Genomic DNA, 16,270 nt, shown 5'->3' with positions numbered 1-16,270 from the left:
ATTGAGGTATAGCGCAATGCAACAACTGAATCCATCCGAGATCAGTGCGCTCATTAAACAGCGTATCGGCGATCTGGACACCAGCGCGACCGCTAAAAACGAAGGTACCATTGTTATGGTATCCGACGGTATTGTGCGTATTCACGGCCTTGCTGATGCAATGTACGGTGAAATGATCGAATTCGACGGCGGCTTATACGGTATGGCACTGAACCTAGAACAGGATTCAGTGGGCGTCGTTGTTTTAGGTAACTACTTAAACCTTCAAGAAGGTCAAAAAGCGCGTTGCACAGGTCGTGTATTAGAAGTTCCGGTTGGTCCAGAACTTTTAGGCCGTGTAGTAGATGCTTTGGGTAACCCGATTGATGGTAAAGGCCCTATTGATGCAAAATTGACTGATGCTGTTGAGAAAGTAGCACCAGGCGTAATTTGGCGTCAATCAGTGGATCAACCTGTACAAACTGGTTATAAATCAGTAGATACAATGATCCCAGTAGGCCGTGGTCAGCGTGAGTTGATCATTGGTGACCGTCAGACTGGTAAAACAGCTATGGCGATCGATGCGATCATCGCTCAGAAAAACTCTGGCATTAAATGTGTATACGTAGCAATTGGTCAAAAACAATCGACTATCGCTAACGTTGTGCGCAAGCTGGAAGAAACTGGCGCTATGGCGTATACAACTGTTGTAGCAGCAGCGGCAGCGGATCCAGCAGCAATGCTTTTCCTTGCTCCGTACTCAGGCTGTACAATGGGCGAATACTTCCGTGACCGCGGTGAAGATGCTCTGATCATCTATGATGACTTGTCTAAACAAGCTGTAGCATATCGTCAAATTTCATTGCTTCTTCGTCGTCCACCAGGTCGTGAAGCTTACCCAGGTGACGTGTTCTATCTACATTCACGTCTACTTGAACGTGCTTCTCGTGTATCTGCTGACTACGTTGAGAAATTCACTAACGGTGAAGTGAAAGGCCAAACTGGTTCATTAACTGCATTGCCGATTATTGAAACTCAAGCGGGTGACGTATCTGCATTCGTACCAACCAACGTAATTTCGATTACTGACGGTCAGATCTTCCTTGAAACATCATTGTTCAATGCGGGTATTCGTCCTGCTGTGAACGCGGGTATCTCTGTATCTCGTGTTGGTGGTTCTGCGCAGACTAAAGTCATCAAGAAATTGTCTGGTGGTATCCGTACTGCACTTGCACAGTACCGTGAATTGGCAGCGTTTGCTCAGTTCGCTTCTGACCTTGACGAAGCAACTCGTAAACAGCTTGAACACGGTCAACGCGTAACTGAGCTTATGAAGCAAAAACAATATGCTCCATACTCAATCGCTGACCAAGCTGTATCAGTTTATGCATCTAACGAAGGCTATATGGCTGACGTAGAAGTGAAGAAAATCGTAGACTTTGATGCTGCGTTAATTTCTTACTTCCGTTCAGAACATGCTGCAGTTATGCAAAAAGTTGACGAGACTGGTGCTTGGGACAAAGATATCGAAGCTGAATTCAAAGCTGGTATTGAAAAGTTCAAAGCGACTCAAACTTACTAATTTAGCAACTTGCTAATTAGTGTTGGTTTGGTTCACGGAATCAACCTTCGAGGGCTCGAAAGGGCCTTCGAATACTAGGTTAAGCGTATGGCAAATTTAAAAGAAATTCGCGCCAAAGTAGCTAGTATCAAAAGCACGCAGAAAATTACTCGCGCGATGCAGATGGTAGCAGCTTCTAAGATGCGTCGTGCGCAAGAGCGCATGGCTCAAGGCCGTCCGTATGCCGAAAATATGCACCGTGTAATTGCTCACTTGGTTCAAGCGAATCCTGAATACAAACACCGTTATATGGTTGAACGTCCTGTAAAGCGCGTTGGCTATATCATCGTGTCATCAGATCGCGGCCTTGCTGGTGGTTTGAACATTAACCTGTTCAAGAAAGTGGTAAAACACGTTCAACAGCAACAAGAGCAGTCAATTGAAGTTCAATTTGCTTTGATTGGTCAAAAAGCGGTTTCGTTTTTTAAAAACTACGGCGGTAAAGTACTTGGTGCGACCACTCAAGTGGGCGACACTCCAAGTCTTGAACAGTTATCTGGTTCTGTACAGGTGATGTTAGACGCTTACGATAAAGGCGAGTTAGATCGTATTTATCTAGTATCTAACGGCTTTGTCAACGCCATGACTCAAAACCAAAAGATCGAACAGCTTGTTCCTTTAGCAGCTGCTGAAGAAGACAAGACGCTTAACCGTCAATACGGTTGGGACTATATCTACGAGCCTGAAGCTGAAGAGCTTTTAAATGGCTTGTTGGTTCGTTACATCGAGTCTGTGGTGTATCAAGGTGTGATCGAAAACATCGCGTGTGAGCAGTCTGCTCGTATGGTTGCAATGAAAGCTGCAACAGATAACGCGGGTGATTTGATCAAGAACCTGCAACTTATTTATAACAAGCTGCGTCAAGCCGCGATTACTCAGGAAATTTCTGAGATCGTTGGTGGTGCCGCTGCCGTTTAACATATATTAGTTTGAATTGAGGAGACAGCAATGAGTAGCGGTCGTATCATTCAGATCATCGGCGCGGTTATCGACGTCGAGTTTGAACGTAACAGCGTTCCTAAGATCTATGACGCTCTCCAAGTTGACGGTACTGAAACTACATTAGAAGTTCAGCAACAACTTGGTGATGGCGTAGTTCGTACTATTGCAATGGGTTCTACTGAAGGCCTTAAGCGTGGTTTGAACGTAACTAACACTAACGCGCCAATCTCTGTACCAGTAGGTACAGCGACTTTAGGTCGTATCATGGACGTTCTTGGTCGCCCAATCGACGAAGCTGGTCCAGTTGCAACTGAAGAGCGTTTACCAATTCACCGTCAAGCGCCTTCTTATGCAGAACAAGCGGCTTCTACTGACCTTCTAGAAACTGGTATTAAAGTCATTGACTTACTATGCCCGTTCGCGAAAGGTGGTAAAGTTGGTCTGTTCGGTGGTGCCGGTGTTGGTAAAACTGTAAACATGATGGAGTTGATCAACAACATCGCGAAAGCGCACTCAGGTTTATCTGTGTTCGCTGGTGTTGGTGAGCGTACTCGTGAAGGTAACGACTTCTATCACGAGATGAAAGACTCTAACGTTCTAGACAAAGTAGCAATGGTCTACGGTCAGATGAACGAGCCACCAGGTAACCGTCTACGTGTAGCGTTGACTGGTCTGACTATGGCTGAGTACTTCCGTGATCAAAAAGACGAAAACGGTAAAGGCCGTGACGTACTATTGTTCGTTGACAACATCTACCGTTATACACTAGCAGGTACTGAAGTATCAGCACTTCTAGGTCGTATGCCATCTGCAGTAGGTTACCAGCCTACACTTGCAGAAGAGATGGGTGTTCTTCAAGAACGTATTACATCTACTAAGTCTGGTTCTATTACGTCAATTCAAGCGGTATACGTACCTGCCGATGACTTAACAGATCCATCGCCTGCAACTACGTTCGCTCACTTGGACGCAACTGTTGTATTGAGCCGTGACATCGCTTCTCAAGGTATTTACCCTGCGATCGATCCACTTGACTCTACTTCACGTCAGTTAGATCCACTTGTAGTTGGCCAAGAACACTACGAAATCGCTCGTTCAGTTCAAAACGTTCTTCAACGTTATAAAGAATTGAAAGACATTATCGCAATTCTTGGTATGGACGAATTGTCAGAAGAAGACAAACTTATCGTGTATCGCGCACGTAAGATCCAACGTTTCTTCTCTCAACCGTTCCACGTAGCTGAAGTGTTTACTGGTGCTCCTGGTAAACTTGTACCGCTTAAAGAAACGATTCGTGGCTTTAAAGGTCTTCTAGCTGGTGAATACGATCACATCCCAGAACAAGCGTTCTATATGGTTGGTGGTATTGACGAAGTGATTGCTAAAGCTGAGAAACTTTAATTAGTTCCCTAATTTAGGAGATTCTCATGGCGACTATGCAATGTGACGTTGTAAGTGTTCAAGAGTCTTTGTACTCAGGCACTGTAACTATGCTAATTGCTAAAGGTGCTGGCGGCGAGTTAGGTATTATGCCTGGTCACGCTCCGCTGGTAACTTTGCTCCAACCTGGCGCGATCCGCGTTATTTTGGAAAACGGTACAGAAGAATTAATCTATGTATCTGGTGGTGTTCTAGAAGTTCAACCGCATGTTGTTACGGTTCTTGCTGATACAGCAGTCCGTGCAGAAAACTTGGATGAAGCGGCAATTATTGAAGCGCGTAAACACGCTGAACAATTGCTAGCAAATCAAAAGGGCGATTTGGACGCTGCTGCTGCTTTGGCTGCTCTTGCAGAGACTGCTGCTCAGCTGGAAACGATCCGCAAAATCAAAAACCGCGCAATGTAATTGCCGGTTTGAGATTGAAGAAACCACCCGAAAGGGTGGTTTTTTTATTGTAAAAATTCAGTTTGAATCTACTTATCTTATAAGTCTAGTAAAAAAAGTAGCCGCTTGTTAGATCTGTTAAATAGCTTTTTAACCAACCCGTATAATTATATTTTGTACCACACGATATAATTTTTACCCTTTCTCAGTAATGTTTTGAACCAATCTGTAAATATTCCCTGAATATAAAAAAATCAATGCTAAGTTAAGTGACTACCCCAGATGCAAGCTTGTTTAAGTTGAATTGACGAGTTCAAAAACAAGCAAAACTTATAATTTAAAGAAAAGGGAAAGTCATGGCATATCAATCTATTAACCCATTTACCAATCAAAAATTGAAAGACTATCCGCCACATACAGATGAGCATATACAAAATGCGCTGGATCAGGCAGAACAGATACTCAAGTCAGACTGGCCACAACAGATTGATCAACGTATTAAAGTGCTGAGAAATGTCGCGCAAAAATTACGTGAACAAAAAACCGAACTGGCGAAGCTCATGACGCTGGATATGGGTAAACTGATTAAACAGAGTGAAGGTGAAATTGAATCTTGCGCCAAAATTGCCGAATACTTTGCTGATCAAGCCAAAGAGTTTCTAGCTCCGGTGTCTTATGAAACGGAACTCGGCGAAGCATGGGTAGAGCATCATCCTCTGGGTATTGTGATGGCCGTTGAACCATGGAACTTCCCATTCTATCAATTGATGCGTGTCTTTGCCCCAAACTGCGCAATTGGCAATCCGGTCCTGGCCAAACATGCTGGTATTGTGCCGCAATGTGCCGAAGCCTTTGAAAAGCTGGTGCTGGAAGCAGGTGCACCAAGAGGTGTCTGGATTAACCTGTTTATCAGTTCTGATCAGGTTCAAGAGATTATTGCTGATCCGCGTGTACAGGGTGTAGCCTTGACGGGTTCAGAAGGTGCCGGAAGTGCCGTAGCAGAACAGGCCGGTAAATACATTAAAAAATCCACCTTGGAACTTGGTGGTAATGATGTTTTTATTGTGCTAGATGATGCTGATCTGGAAAAAGCCATTAAAATTGGCTGTCAGGCCCGGGTAAATAACTCAGGCCAAGTCTGTACTGCGGCCAAACGTTTTATTTTGCATGAAAAAATCGCTGATGAATTTAAAGCAGGTATGCTGAAAGCTTTTCAGGAACTGAAAATTGGTGACCCACTCGACCCTGAAACGACACTGGCACCCTTATCATCAGCTGACGCTCTGGAAAAACTGACCAAACAGGTCGATAAGGCGGTAGCGCATGGTGCTACTGTGCTGACAGGTGGTAAGCCTATCGAGCATGCAGGTAACTTTTATGAGCCGACAATTCTGGAAAATATCAGCCGTGATAATCCGGCCTGGTATGAAGAATTCTTTGGGCCGGTTGCCCAGATTTATGTCGCGAAGGATGAAGATGAAATCGTTTCGATTGCCAACGATTCGCATTATGGTTTGGGCGGTGTGATTCATTCTCAAGATATCGAGCGTGCCAAAAAACTGGCTTCACGAGTTGAAACCGGCATGATCTGGATTAATTGGTTTACCGATACCGCACCAGAGCTGCCATTTGGCGGTATTAAAAATTCTGGTTATGGGCATGAATTATCGATCGACGGTTTCAGAGAATTCACCCAAAAACGTTTAGTCGTCGTGAAAAGTCCTAAAGAATAATGACTTTTCTGCCTTATCCTTCCAGTAAAGAAGCGGCTTTCTAGACCGCTTCTTCTATTAATCTATATTTAATAGTAATAAACCAGTCTGGTGACTGGTTTATCAGGGAGCCTAGGTCATCTATAAAACTGAGATCAACTTTCCTGTTCTGCTGCCTGGGATTGTTTCTCAGGAATCATCATTGCGGCCAGCTTGATCATTTCAGACTGGATATTTCCCATCTGTTTTTCCAGCTTCTGGAAATCCACCTGACTGAAATCCATCTGGCCATTCAGGAAAGGAGATGCCAATGCTTGCTGGTTGGCATTCATCAGGTTGCTACGTACCTGATCAACTTCCTGACTTTTCAAGTTTAAGCCACTTAGAGTCTGGTTAAAGCTTTTTAATTGCTGTTGCAATTGCATTGCGGTGATTTGCAATTGAGAAGTATCTTTTTCACTGACCGCAGTTTCCAGTTCAGTCTGGGTTTGCTTCAGCTGAGTCACGTAATCACCAGCCTTTAACTGTAAATCGGCCACATCACGTACGATGTAGAACATATTGCCACTTTTAAGGTCTGCAGAAGATTGCTGCACTTCAGTATTTTCTGATACTACTGTCTGTTCTTCTGCTACATCCTGTTGCTCCGGTTTTTCAGTATATGAAGCAGGGGCAGAAACCTGATCACAGCCCAGCAAACTCAATGCACCTGCAAAAAGGGCAAAAGGTAGTACGCTATTTTGGAGAATTTGCTTAAATTTCATTGGGGTGCTCATCATTTACTGCTTACAGGCATTAATATAGGGATGAAATTTGTAGAAAATGCGGAGAGTTGCAAATGAATAACAAAAAAGGCCTCGCTATAGATATTCAAGCATAAAAAAGAGCGTCAAAGCGCTCTTTTTTCACCGAGGAGAGCAGGGTTTAAGCTGCGATAATTTTAATGACCTTATCGTTAACGACATTCATCAGAATATAGTCGCCATTCACTTTAATCCATTGCTGATTTCTACCAGGCTTGTTGAGTCGTTTATATTTGCTGTGATCCACTTTATAGATTTTACTTTGGTATTGGTTTGGGACTTTTTGACCTACTCGCCAATCACGTGATGGATCAACTTTTTTATAACCCTGTTTATGCTGTTGAGCTGGGTGTTTGTTTAGCTGATGGTGCTGAGGAGCATGATGCTGTTGTTGAGCATGCGACTTGCTATATTGATGATGATCCTGAGGCGCAGCCATGGCTGGAATAGCAACCAGTGCAGTTGAGATCGATAAAACAATTGCTTTCACCAGCGTTTTCATACTTCACCTTTCATTATGGCGGTTTGTTTGTGTATGAGCTCATCATAGGCTGGCAGAGGTGTTTGAAATTGAAGAGAGTGTAGTGTAAATATTAAAATCTGGAAGGAAAATAGAAGAAGTAAATTGAATGATTTTATTAATATACATATCTTTTTTTAATTAAAAAATATAAGCATCTCTAACCATGAGAGATGCTTATATTACTATTGCAAATTATTTAGCCAATTCGGCATTAATTGCATCGATGATACGTGGATCATCTGCAGTAATATCCGGTGCAAAGCGAGCCACTACTTCACCATTTTTATTGACCAGGAATTTTTCAAAATTCCATAGCACTTCAGGTGGCTGGTTTGGAGTCAGGCCGTAATCAACTAGATCTTTCCACCATGGGCCTTCACCGGTACGTTCAGGAATCGCTTGGGTTAAAGCAGCATATAAAGGATGTTTTGCTTCTCCAACGACCGGGATCTTGGCAAATAGCGGGAAATCGACCTGATAATTTACTGAACAGAATTCCTGGATTTCCTTCTCGCTGCCTGGCTCCTGTGCCAGGAAATCATTTGATGGGAAACCTAGAATCTCCAGACCTTCGGCTTTTTTCTCGTTATACAGCTTTTGCAAGCCTTCATATTGTGGAGTCAGGCCACATTTAGATGCCACATTGACGATGAGCAAAACTTTGCCCTGATACTGATTGAGAGTGAATTCTGCACCCTGAATGCTTAATACTGGAATGTCGTAGACTGAAGTGCTCATATGAAGTCCTGTTTTTGATGTGTTTATCCTGTCGAATGTTGTAACGGGTATTCCGGCTGAGTACAAGTAAAAACATGTAGGGCAGTCGGGTAAATTTAAGACCATGCATTAATTTTGCGTGAAAAATCAATTATGCTTGTGCTACACAACAACGGCGTTGAATTGAAACTTGCTAGGCTCTAACTTGCAGACAATGCTGAACCCGATACTTTATGGATGAATATATGACACAGCAACACAAGGCAGTGTGGTGGGCATTTTTACTGCCATTGGCAGCGGTACTGATCTGGTCACTGAATATTGTCGTGACCCGCTATGTGACCGACTTTATCTCGCCGGTGAGCATCAGTTTTTATCGCTGGTTTTTTGCCTTTCTGATTCTAACCCCGTTTATTTTGCCGCGGGTGATTCGTGAGCGTGCCCTGATTGTGCCGCATCTGAAACAGCTGGCAGTGCTGAGTGCCTTTGGTCTGGTGCTGTATCAGGGACTGGCTTATACCGCTGCACATTACACCACCGCCACCAATATGGGCATTATTAATGCCTTTATTCCGATTTTTACCATTTTTGTGTCGATGCTGATTCTGCGCGATATTCCGAATCGCTACGCCATTATTGGCAGTCTGTTGTCCTTTGCCGGGCTGATCTATGTGATGGGGCAGGGCAATCCTTGGGGCCTGCTGCATGCCGGCGGCCAATGGGGCGATCTGCTGATGATTATCGCCGTGTTTTTCTATGCCTTTTATGGGGTTTTTCTGAAAAAATGGCAGCTGCAGATTCCGTTAATGCTGAGCCTGTATGTGCAGATTCTGTTTGCGCTGCTGTATCACCTGCCGTTTGTGGCCTGGTTGGGTCTTGATGCCATCAATATGACCAATGCCGGCAGCGTTATCTACGCCAGTATTTTCCCTTCATTAATTGCCCCTTTGGTGTGGATGATGGCGATTCAGCGTCTGGGACCGACCCGCACCAGTATCTTTATGAACCTGATGCCGGTGTTTACCGCTTTAATTGCCTTTGTCTGGTTAAAAGAGGCCTGGACCATTTATCACAGTATTGGTGGGGCGATTATTCTGTTCGGAATTGTGCTGGCCCAGAAAAAAACTGTGGCGCCAGTGCTCCTGAAAGCCAAATAGTTGCCCAAAAAACGAACAAACAAACTTAATTTTTTGCTTGAATGATCTCGTGAATAAAGGCAAATAGACTTTAGTCGAGAAGAGTAGCTTTTAGCTTCTTTAAAAAGCACTTTAAAAAGAGCAAGATAATTTGAATTTTTTTCAAATAATGATTGATTAATCATAGGTTTAAGCTGTTTTTTAAGAGCTAAAATATATTTGTTTTTTTTAAACTGTTCGCCCATAATACGCTCCATCGCAGATCAGCGACTGTTGCTGAAATGCCCAGAGATTTCGATACCCTCTGGATGTGATAATACACATCCTTTTTTATGCTCAACCATCCCTATATGGTTGAGCTTTTTTTTGTCTTAAAACTTTAGTCGGCTTGAAAAGAAAAATGACTGAGCAAAGGCTCAGTCACGAATAATTTCACCTGTTACAGCATCAATAATTTTGCTGGGTTCCTGACTCAGTCCTAAATCGCCATTTAAGTAGTTCAGGCTCTCAGATTCTTTAAAGTACTGTTTTGCATCCTGAAGTGAAAGTGCGGGATTTAGACCTGCTGGATTGGCACTGGTCGAAACGATATAGCCTCCAAAAGCCTGACATAAAGCCATACATAAAGGGTGGGTGGTAACACGTACCGCAACTTTAGGATGATTGCCTTTAATCCAGGCCGGAATATCTTCACTGGCAGGTAATAGCCAGGTGGTGGCACGTTCGGATACGCTGCGGTTGGTCCATGAAGCAATAATACGTTCGCGGATTTCTGGTGTCAGTGCTTCTAGTAAATGTTCTACTTGGGAAATATGTCCAGCAAGAAGAATCACACCTTTTTCAATTGGACGCTGTTTCAGTTGCAGAATCTGGTGAAATGCCTGTTCGTTGTGAGGGTCACAGCCCAAACCCCAGACAGCCTCTGTAGGGTATGCCAAGACTTGTCCTTGTTTCAGGAATGTCGCTGCTTCGGCAACAGAGGTGGTGATCATGTATATACCTTTTAAAAACAACAAAGGGCTATTGTGAACCTTATTTGCCTGTACGACAACGTAGAAACATACCGGCTTGTTGTGTACTGAAACCGAGTAATTCAAGTTCCATCAACTGTGCTGTGATTGTGGAAACATCCTGGCTGAGTTGAATGCTGATCTGATCTAGGCCTTGTCCGATCCAGTCGAGCTGGTTGTAGAGCGGAATCAGGTGTGCTGGAATCTCGATCAATTCGGGTTCACTATTTTCTGCTTTGTAAATTTGTTCAGCTGCCTGCCATTGGGTGGCTAATGCCAGATCTTCAACCACCTGGTGTGGATGATCAATCAGAATTGCACCTTCGCGGATGAGCTGGTGACAGCCTTTGTGATTTTCACTGTAGATATGTCCGGGAATCGCAAACACGGTTTTTCCTTGTTCGGCAGCCAGTTTGGCAGTGATGAGTGAGCCACTTTTAAGGGCAGCTTCAGCCACAATAACACCCAGACTCAGTCCACTTACAATACGGTTACGCCGTGGAAAATGATGTTGCAGAGGCGGAGTACCGGGCAAAAATTCTGTAATCACCGTGCCGCCTTGGGCAATGATCTGTTCTTTTAATGGCTGACTTGTCGCCGGATAGGTTTGATCCAGACCCGTGCCCATCACTGCAATCGTACGATGCTGCTGCAGCGCTGCCCGATGTGCCGCTTCATCAATGCCTTGCGCCAGTCCACTATTGATATAAAAACCTTGTTCACTTAAGTAGTAAGCAAAATCATAAGCCATCTGACGACCGTGATTGCTCGGTTTGCGGCTGCCCACAATTGCCACCTGTGCCTGTAATAAACTGTCGGCTTTACCCTGACCAAATACAATCGGCGGTTTATCGGCGTAATGACTCAGTTGCTGAGGATAATCCGCTTCAGTATGTAATAAAATAAAGTCGCAAGTTTTCTGGATCTGCTCCAGACAATGCTGAAACTCGCGCTGGGCATCTTTGCAATTGAAATCCTGAAGCCGCTGGAGATGATTTTTATGAACGCCTAGTTTTAGCCAGGTCTCAACTTGATCCGGCTGAACAGCATCAGCAAGATTTTCATAATATTCAGATAAGCGATAGAAACTGGTGAGGGAATGCTGGACTACATACCATAAGCGAATGTTGTCCAGTTGAGTCGTAGATAACGAATTCAACATATTGAGACCTATCTTGCGTCTTCTTATTTTTATAATGAGTAATGAGGTTAAGATGATGCTGAATCACAGCATCATCTTAAAGTTCTTGTAAATTATTCGTCCAGCAGCGGTGGCTGAATGGTAGCGCCCACTTTGATCGGCAATTCACTGTCTAGGACATAGGCATAGCTGAACTGATCAAACGTTTTGAAGACCATGACATTACCAATACGTTCGCCCGGAAGCTGCACACGCTCTTTGGTTTTTGGATCAGTCACGACTTCACCTTGCTGATTCACACTAAACACATGACCAGACTGAACGCCATGTGCTATGCCACGGTCAATGGTGACAACACTATGACGTGCAGCTGTACCAATTGAACCCAATACACGAATGATCTGACCACCTGAAATGTTGTTTTCCGCATTTACTGGATAGAACAGGGTAGGCAGCATTGGATCATATTCTGGTAGTACCCGGTCACCACGGCGGACTTCAGCATTATAGCTGTCGGTCAGTTCCAGTGTGGTGATATCACCTTCACCACGGATTGCAATACCAGAAGCGACCTGCTGTAGTTCTATAGCAGCAGTGTATTTTTTACCATTAGCATCAGTCAGTATATAAGGTTCAGCTTCGCGGTATACTGCATAGCGTTGACCCACTTCCAGGCCATTGCCACGTGCATAAACTTTCTGGCCTTTACCAGCCAGTACACGTTGATCAGCTGTACCCAGAATATAAGGAGTGCCTTCAATAGAGTCTGCTGCCATAATTGTATAGCGCTCTAGCCATTGCTGGATATGGGCTAAAGGAATAACAGGAATAGTATTGTTGAGCGATTCGATACGCACCTGAGGCTGTAACTTATTCGTGCCAAGGTAGCGGTTGATGATACCGGTACAGCCATCACCTTCATCTTTACCAATGATTGGGCGGCCCTGGTAATCACACATCAGCAGACGGTCACCCGGGAAAATCCAGTGTGGATTTTTCACATGCTTATTACCTGCCCAGATTTCTGGCCAGCGTACCGGATTTTTAAGAAAACGCTTGGAAATATCCCATAATGTGTCACCTTTTTTTACCACATAGACATTCGGTGCTGATGCTTTCAGGCTTGGTGGATTGACATTACGAGCTGGTGCTGCATGTGTAGTTGAAATTGTCCCCATCCCAACACCGACACAAACTGCAAGTGCGAGCATTTGATTTTTAATCCCCAAGGCACTAAAAGATGGCATGCCCTTCAAAACCTTTTTCATTATCATAATTCCTAAAATTATGTATGTAAGTTGCGTTATAATAACGATCTTACACACAATTTTTTAATGAAGCATTCCTTCATTTGGTTTTTTGATCAATGGCATAATTGAGGACGCAGTATGGCCTTATTACCTATTTTAAGTTTCCCGGATCCCCGTCTTCGTACCATTGCACAACCAGTCGAAGAGGTTACTGATGAAATTCGTCAGCTCGCTGCAGATATGTTTGAAACCATGTATGAAGCGCCCGGCATCGGTTTAGCCGCGACACAAGTCGATCGTCATATTCAGCTGATTGTGATGGACCTGTCTGAAGATAAAGATCAACCCATGGTGTTCATTAACCCCAAAATTACACCATTGACTGAAGAAACACAGCCATACGAAGAGGGCTGTCTATCAGTACCTCAAATATACGATAAAGTTGAGCGTCCGTCACGTGTAAAAATTCAAGCAATTAATCTTGAAGGTCAAGCATTTGAGGTTGAGGCGGATGGCCTGTTGGCTGTGTGTATCCAGCATGAAATGGACCACTTAAATGGTAAACTTTTCGTGGATTATTTATCACCTTTGAAGCGCCAGCGTGCCCGTGAAAAAATTGAAAAAGCAGCACGTCAGCGTGATAAAGCCAAAGTTGCAGTGAAACGCTAAGTATTTTGTCGTATTGATGCATTGATTATTGCCCAGTTTTTACTGGGCTTTGTTATAATTAACGGTGACAAATTTTTATTTGCCCTTCTCCTATGGTGACACGTGGCGGGTTGCTACTTTCTCTGGCAGCCGTATTTTTACAGATCGCTGTATTCCTGCAGCCTTTGCTACCGAAGCAATATCAGGTTGCTCCGGTCTGTGAAACCATCACGCGTGCACTTTTGTTGCCTTTATCACATGAGCATCACGCTGCTCATTCTCATCATGCTGACCACAGTATTCAGACTGCGTCTGTAGAAGTTGTCCATGACCATCATGATGCCAATCATCAATGTCAATACTGTACTGTCTACGGCAATCTGGTTCTGCCACCTGAACTGGATCTAAAAGAAGTACTGGATCGAATCCAGGTTCGACTGATTGCATTTAAACAAGCATTCAGTCATGTCTGGTTTGTTCTGCAACAACTCTTTCTGCTACCCCAGGGCAGGGCACCACCACTGTTTGCATAAATCCACGTTGTTTTTGTCTGGGTCTTAATTGACTTAGGCCGTGTTCAATTTATGTATTCAGTGAGATAGAAATGGCTCAGCCTAAATTTTCTTTACAGCCTCTTGCGGCTGCGATTTGTGTTGCTTGTTATTCTTCAATGGTGTTGGCAAATGAAGTTATGCCAGTACAGACCATGGCTCCAATTGTGGTGACTTCAACTGCCGGTAATGATGCCAATGGTCTGATTGTTCGTGCTGATCCAAAACAGCCGATTCAGCCAGTGCCAGCAACTGATGGCGCAGATTATCTGCAAAGTATTGTAGGTTTTAGTTCGGTCAATAGCGGAGCAGGTACCAATGGCGATGTGACCTTTCGTGGCATGTTTGGTTCACGCATTAAAATCCTGACTGATGGCACTGAAAACCTCGGTGCCTGCCCAAGCCGGATGGATTCGCCCACTTCATATATTTCTCCAGAAAGTTATGATCGTATTTCAGTGATTAAAGGCCCGCAAACGGTTCAATATGCCAATACCGGTTCGGCAGCAACCGTCATTTTTGAACGTACACCTGAACAGTTTGGGGAAGATCAACATTATCGCGGTCAGGCCAGTGTTTTGATGGGTTCCTTCGGGCGTTTCGATCATAATGTCGAAGTTGCAGCAGGTGATGAACAGAAATATATTCGCCTCAATACCAACCGCTCGGTAGCCAACAGCTATCAGGATGGTAATGGCAATACTGTGCCATCAGACTGGGAACGCTGGAATGCTGATCTGGCTTTAGGCTGGACACCCGATGAAAACACCTGGGTAGAACTGACCGGTGGTAAGGCCGATGGTGAAGCAGTGTATGCTGGCCGTATGATGGATGGTTCCAAGTTTGCCCGTGAAAGTTTAGGTTTGCGTGTTGAAAAGAGAAATATCAGCGATGTGATTCAGAAGGTAGAAGGGCAGATCAACTATAACTATAACGACCATGTGATGGATAACTATAGTTTACGTGCTAAACCTATGATGGAAATGGCAACTAACGTTGCACGTAAAACTTTAAATGCGCGTGTCGCGATGACCAGTGAATGGGATAAGGTTAAACTGATCTCGGGTCTTGATACGCAAAACAATGAGCACTCGATTCGTAAGACAACAGATGGTGTTTCATATCAGAATCTACCTCGTATGACCGACATGGAATTTCAATCCATCGGCGCGTTTGGTGAACTGACTTATGATCTGGGCAACGACAATCAATTTGTCACAGGTCTGCGTTTAGATCAGGTGGATGTCGATGCAGTTCAAAGTAATCAGTCTCGTCAGCAACTTTTACCAAGTGGCTTCCTGCGTTTTGAGAATATTCATCCTGAACATGAAGATGGCAAAACCTATATTGGACTAGGTTATGTTGAACGCATGCCAGACTATTGGGAGCTGTTTAGTCCTAAATCAGGCAATGGAAATGCCAATACCTTTAAAAATATCGATACTGAAAAAACTTTACAGCTTGATGTGGGTTATCAGCACTCGCATGGTAAGTTCAACTCATGGGCGTCAGCATACGCAGGTTTGATTAATGATTATGTGTTAACGACATACAGACCTACTGGCATGATGGGAAGGTTGGAAGCTCATAGCCGGAATGTTGATGCCACCATCGCTGGTGCAGAAGCCGGAATTGGTTATCAATTGACTGATGCGATTCAAGCCGATGTGAGCGCAATGTATGCTTGGGGTGAAAACACCACCAATAATACGCCGTTGCCACAAATTGCACCTTTAGAGGCACGAGTTAACTTGCGCTATATTCAAGACAAATACAATGTTGGATTGTTGTGGCGTGTAGTGGACAGTCAAAACCGTATTAGTAAGAATGAAGGTAATATTGTTGGATACGATCTACAGCCAAGTGCAGGCTTTAGCACATTATCGCTAAATGGAACCTATAATTTAGCAGAAGACATCGATTTGTCGGTGGGTATTGATAATGTGTTAGATAAAACCTATACGGAGCATTTGAATAAGATGGGAAATGCAGGTGTCGGTCTGGCGGCTAATGAACAATTTAATAATATGGGACGAAATTACTGGGCAAGAATCAGTATGAGGTTCTAATCTGATTAGATTAAGTACAAAAAGCAGGACGAAAGTTCTGCTTTTTGCTTTTTTAATTTAATAAAATTTATAAAAATCAAGTGTTTAATTGGTATGGCCATTTCCAAATAAAATAACGAATATTTTTATTAAAATAAATTTTATATATAAAACAGTTATTTATAGATATTGTGGTTTATAAAATAAACACACGTTTCAAATGTTTTAAAAAAGGTGTTGCAAGCCTCCTGAAATGCTGTAGAATGCACATCCATCGGCGGTGATGAAGATTAAAACTTCTGATAAAACAGTAACTTAGTTAAGATTGGTTGAGTTGGGTTTTATTTAGTAAGTTTAAAAATA

The 16,270-nt window shown here is 43.6% G+C and carries 15 protein-coding genes; 9 read left to right on the top strand and 6 right to left on the bottom strand.

Going from position 1 to position 16,270, the window contains the following annotated elements:
* Positions 1 to 16: 16 nt before the first annotated feature.
* From atpA to ACS72_RS01330, 5 genes are all read left to right on the top strand, one after another.
* Positions 17 to 1,561 (top strand): F0F1 ATP synthase subunit alpha, encoded by a 1,545-nt coding sequence (gene atpA, locus ACS72_RS01350; RefSeq protein WP_004814250.1) that lies wholly within the window; start codon positions 17 to 19, stop codon positions 1,559 to 1,561.
* An 87-nt stretch (positions 1,562 to 1,648) separates the two neighbouring features.
* Positions 1,649 to 2,518, top strand: coding sequence for a F0F1 ATP synthase subunit gamma (atpG, locus tag ACS72_RS01345; RefSeq protein WP_004814251.1), 870 nt, complete (start codon positions 1,649 to 1,651; stop codon positions 2,516 to 2,518).
* A 30-nt stretch (positions 2,519 to 2,548) separates the two neighbouring features.
* Positions 2,549 to 3,943, top strand: coding sequence for a F0F1 ATP synthase subunit beta (gene atpD / locus ACS72_RS01340; protein WP_004895294.1), 1,395 nt, complete (start codon positions 2,549 to 2,551; stop codon positions 3,941 to 3,943).
* 26 nt (positions 3,944 to 3,969) lie between these two features.
* Complete coding sequence (locus tag ACS72_RS01335) at positions 3,970 to 4,389, top strand: F0F1 ATP synthase subunit epsilon (RefSeq protein ID WP_004814254.1); 420 nt, start codon at positions 3,970 to 3,972, stop codon at positions 4,387 to 4,389.
* Positions 4,390 to 4,724: 335 nt separating this feature from the next.
* A complete protein-coding gene (locus ACS72_RS01330; RefSeq protein WP_048880985.1) occupies positions 4,725 to 6,101 on the top strand; it encodes an NAD-dependent succinate-semialdehyde dehydrogenase in 1,377 nt (458 codons plus the stop codon).
* Positions 6,102 to 6,235: 134 nt separating this feature from the next.
* On the opposite strand, the gene ACS72_RS01325 is transcribed toward ACS72_RS01330, so the two are convergent.
* From ACS72_RS01325 to ACS72_RS01315, 3 genes are all read right to left on the bottom strand, one after another.
* On the bottom strand, positions 6,236 to 6,844 hold the full coding sequence (locus ACS72_RS01325; protein ID WP_048881005.1) for a hypothetical protein: 609 nt from the start codon (positions 6,842 to 6,844) through the stop codon (positions 6,236 to 6,238).
* Positions 6,845 to 7,004: 160 nt separating this feature from the next.
* Positions 7,005 to 7,385 carry an RcnB family protein gene (locus ACS72_RS01320; protein WP_004814264.1) on the bottom strand — a complete coding sequence of 127 codons (381 nt, stop codon included), beginning with the start codon at positions 7,383 to 7,385 and terminating at the stop codon, positions 7,005 to 7,007.
* A 213-nt stretch (positions 7,386 to 7,598) separates the two neighbouring features.
* Positions 7,599 to 8,144 carry a glutathione peroxidase gene (locus tag ACS72_RS01315; protein WP_004814265.1) on the bottom strand — a complete coding sequence of 182 codons (546 nt, stop codon included), beginning with the start codon at positions 8,142 to 8,144 and terminating at the stop codon, positions 7,599 to 7,601.
* Positions 8,145 to 8,368: 224 nt separating this feature from the next.
* Between ACS72_RS01315 and ACS72_RS01310 the strand changes: the two genes are divergently transcribed.
* Complete coding sequence (locus ACS72_RS01310; protein WP_048880984.1) at positions 8,369 to 9,280, top strand: DMT family transporter; 912 nt, start codon at positions 8,369 to 8,371, stop codon at positions 9,278 to 9,280.
* A gap of 395 nt (positions 9,281 to 9,675) precedes the next feature.
* Here ACS72_RS01310 and ACS72_RS01305 read toward each other — a convergent pair whose 3' ends face one another.
* The 3 genes from ACS72_RS01305 to ACS72_RS01295 form a co-directional block, all read right to left on the bottom strand.
* Positions 9,676 to 10,251: an L-threonylcarbamoyladenylate synthase gene (locus ACS72_RS01305; RefSeq protein WP_048880983.1), complete on the bottom strand. Its 576-nt coding sequence runs from the start codon at positions 10,249 to 10,251 to the stop codon at positions 9,676 to 9,678.
* A gap of 40 nt (positions 10,252 to 10,291) precedes the next feature.
* Positions 10,292 to 11,431 carry a DNA-processing protein DprA gene (gene dprA, locus ACS72_RS01300; protein WP_048880982.1) on the bottom strand — a complete coding sequence of 380 codons (1,140 nt, stop codon included), beginning with the start codon at positions 11,429 to 11,431 and terminating at the stop codon, positions 10,292 to 10,294.
* A 92-nt stretch (positions 11,432 to 11,523) separates the two neighbouring features.
* Positions 11,524 to 12,678 (bottom strand): LysM peptidoglycan-binding domain-containing protein, encoded by a 1,155-nt coding sequence (locus ACS72_RS01295; RefSeq protein WP_008307283.1) that lies wholly within the window; start codon positions 12,676 to 12,678, stop codon positions 11,524 to 11,526.
* Between the two features lie 120 nt (positions 12,679 to 12,798).
* Between ACS72_RS01295 and def the strand changes: the two genes are divergently transcribed.
* The 3 genes from def to ACS72_RS01280 all read left to right on the top strand — a co-directional run bounded on the left by def (position 12,799) and on the right by ACS72_RS01280 (position 15,928).
* A complete protein-coding gene (gene def, locus ACS72_RS01290; RefSeq protein WP_005220256.1) occupies positions 12,799 to 13,329 on the top strand; it encodes a peptide deformylase in 531 nt (176 codons plus the stop codon).
* A 92-nt stretch (positions 13,330 to 13,421) separates the two neighbouring features.
* Positions 13,422 to 13,841: a DUF2946 family protein gene (locus ACS72_RS01285; protein ID WP_048880981.1), complete on the top strand. Its 420-nt coding sequence runs from the start codon at positions 13,422 to 13,424 to the stop codon at positions 13,839 to 13,841.
* A gap of 71 nt (positions 13,842 to 13,912) precedes the next feature.
* Positions 13,913 to 15,928 carry a TonB-dependent copper receptor gene (locus tag ACS72_RS01280; RefSeq protein WP_048880980.1) on the top strand — a complete coding sequence of 672 codons (2,016 nt, stop codon included), beginning with the start codon at positions 13,913 to 13,915 and terminating at the stop codon, positions 15,926 to 15,928.
* The last annotated feature ends 342 nt before the right edge of the window (positions 15,929 to 16,270 follow it).

This window comes from Acinetobacter sp. VT 511 (assembly GCF_001077515.1).
Taxonomy (GTDB): Bacteria; Pseudomonadota; Gammaproteobacteria; order Pseudomonadales; family Moraxellaceae; genus Acinetobacter; species Acinetobacter schindleri.
This window is presented reverse-complemented; position numbering and strand designations above follow the sequence as displayed.

Coding starts and splice junctions, on each gene's coding strand:
- ACS72_RS01305 (WP_048880983.1), bottom strand. CDS start 10,251: ATGATCACCACCTCTGTTGCCGAAGCAGCGACATTCCTGAAACAAGGA.
- ACS72_RS01335 (WP_004814254.1), top strand. CDS start 3,970: ATGGCGACTATGCAATGTGACGTTGTAAGTGTTCAAGAGTCTTTGTAC.
- atpD (WP_004895294.1), top strand. CDS start 2,549: ATGAGTAGCGGTCGTATCATTCAGATCATCGGCGCGGTTATCGACGTC.
- def (WP_005220256.1), top strand. CDS start 12,799: ATGGCCTTATTACCTATTTTAAGTTTCCCGGATCCCCGTCTTCGTACC.
- atpA (WP_004814250.1), top strand. CDS start 17: ATGCAACAACTGAATCCATCCGAGATCAGTGCGCTCATTAAACAGCGT.
- ACS72_RS01280 (WP_048880980.1), top strand. CDS start 13,913: ATGGCTCAGCCTAAATTTTCTTTACAGCCTCTTGCGGCTGCGATTTGT.
- ACS72_RS01285 (WP_048880981.1), top strand. CDS start 13,422: ATGGTGACACGTGGCGGGTTGCTACTTTCTCTGGCAGCCGTATTTTTA.
- ACS72_RS01315 (WP_004814265.1), bottom strand. CDS start 8,144: ATGAGCACTTCAGTCTACGACATTCCAGTATTAAGCATTCAGGGTGCA.
- atpG (WP_004814251.1), top strand. CDS start 1,649: ATGGCAAATTTAAAAGAAATTCGCGCCAAAGTAGCTAGTATCAAAAGC.
- ACS72_RS01320 (WP_004814264.1), bottom strand. CDS start 7,385: ATGAAAACGCTGGTGAAAGCAATTGTTTTATCGATCTCAACTGCACTG.
- ACS72_RS01295 (WP_008307283.1), bottom strand. CDS start 12,678: ATGAAAAAGGTTTTGAAGGGCATGCCATCTTTTAGTGCCTTGGGGATT.
- ACS72_RS01310 (WP_048880984.1), top strand. CDS start 8,369: ATGACACAGCAACACAAGGCAGTGTGGTGGGCATTTTTACTGCCATTG.
- ACS72_RS01325 (WP_048881005.1), bottom strand. CDS start 6,844: ATGAAATTTAAGCAAATTCTCCAAAATAGCGTACTACCTTTTGCCCTT.
- dprA (WP_048880982.1), bottom strand. CDS start 11,431: ATGTTGAATTCGTTATCTACGACTCAACTGGACAACATTCGCTTATGG.
- ACS72_RS01330 (WP_048880985.1), top strand. CDS start 4,725: ATGGCATATCAATCTATTAACCCATTTACCAATCAAAAATTGAAAGAC.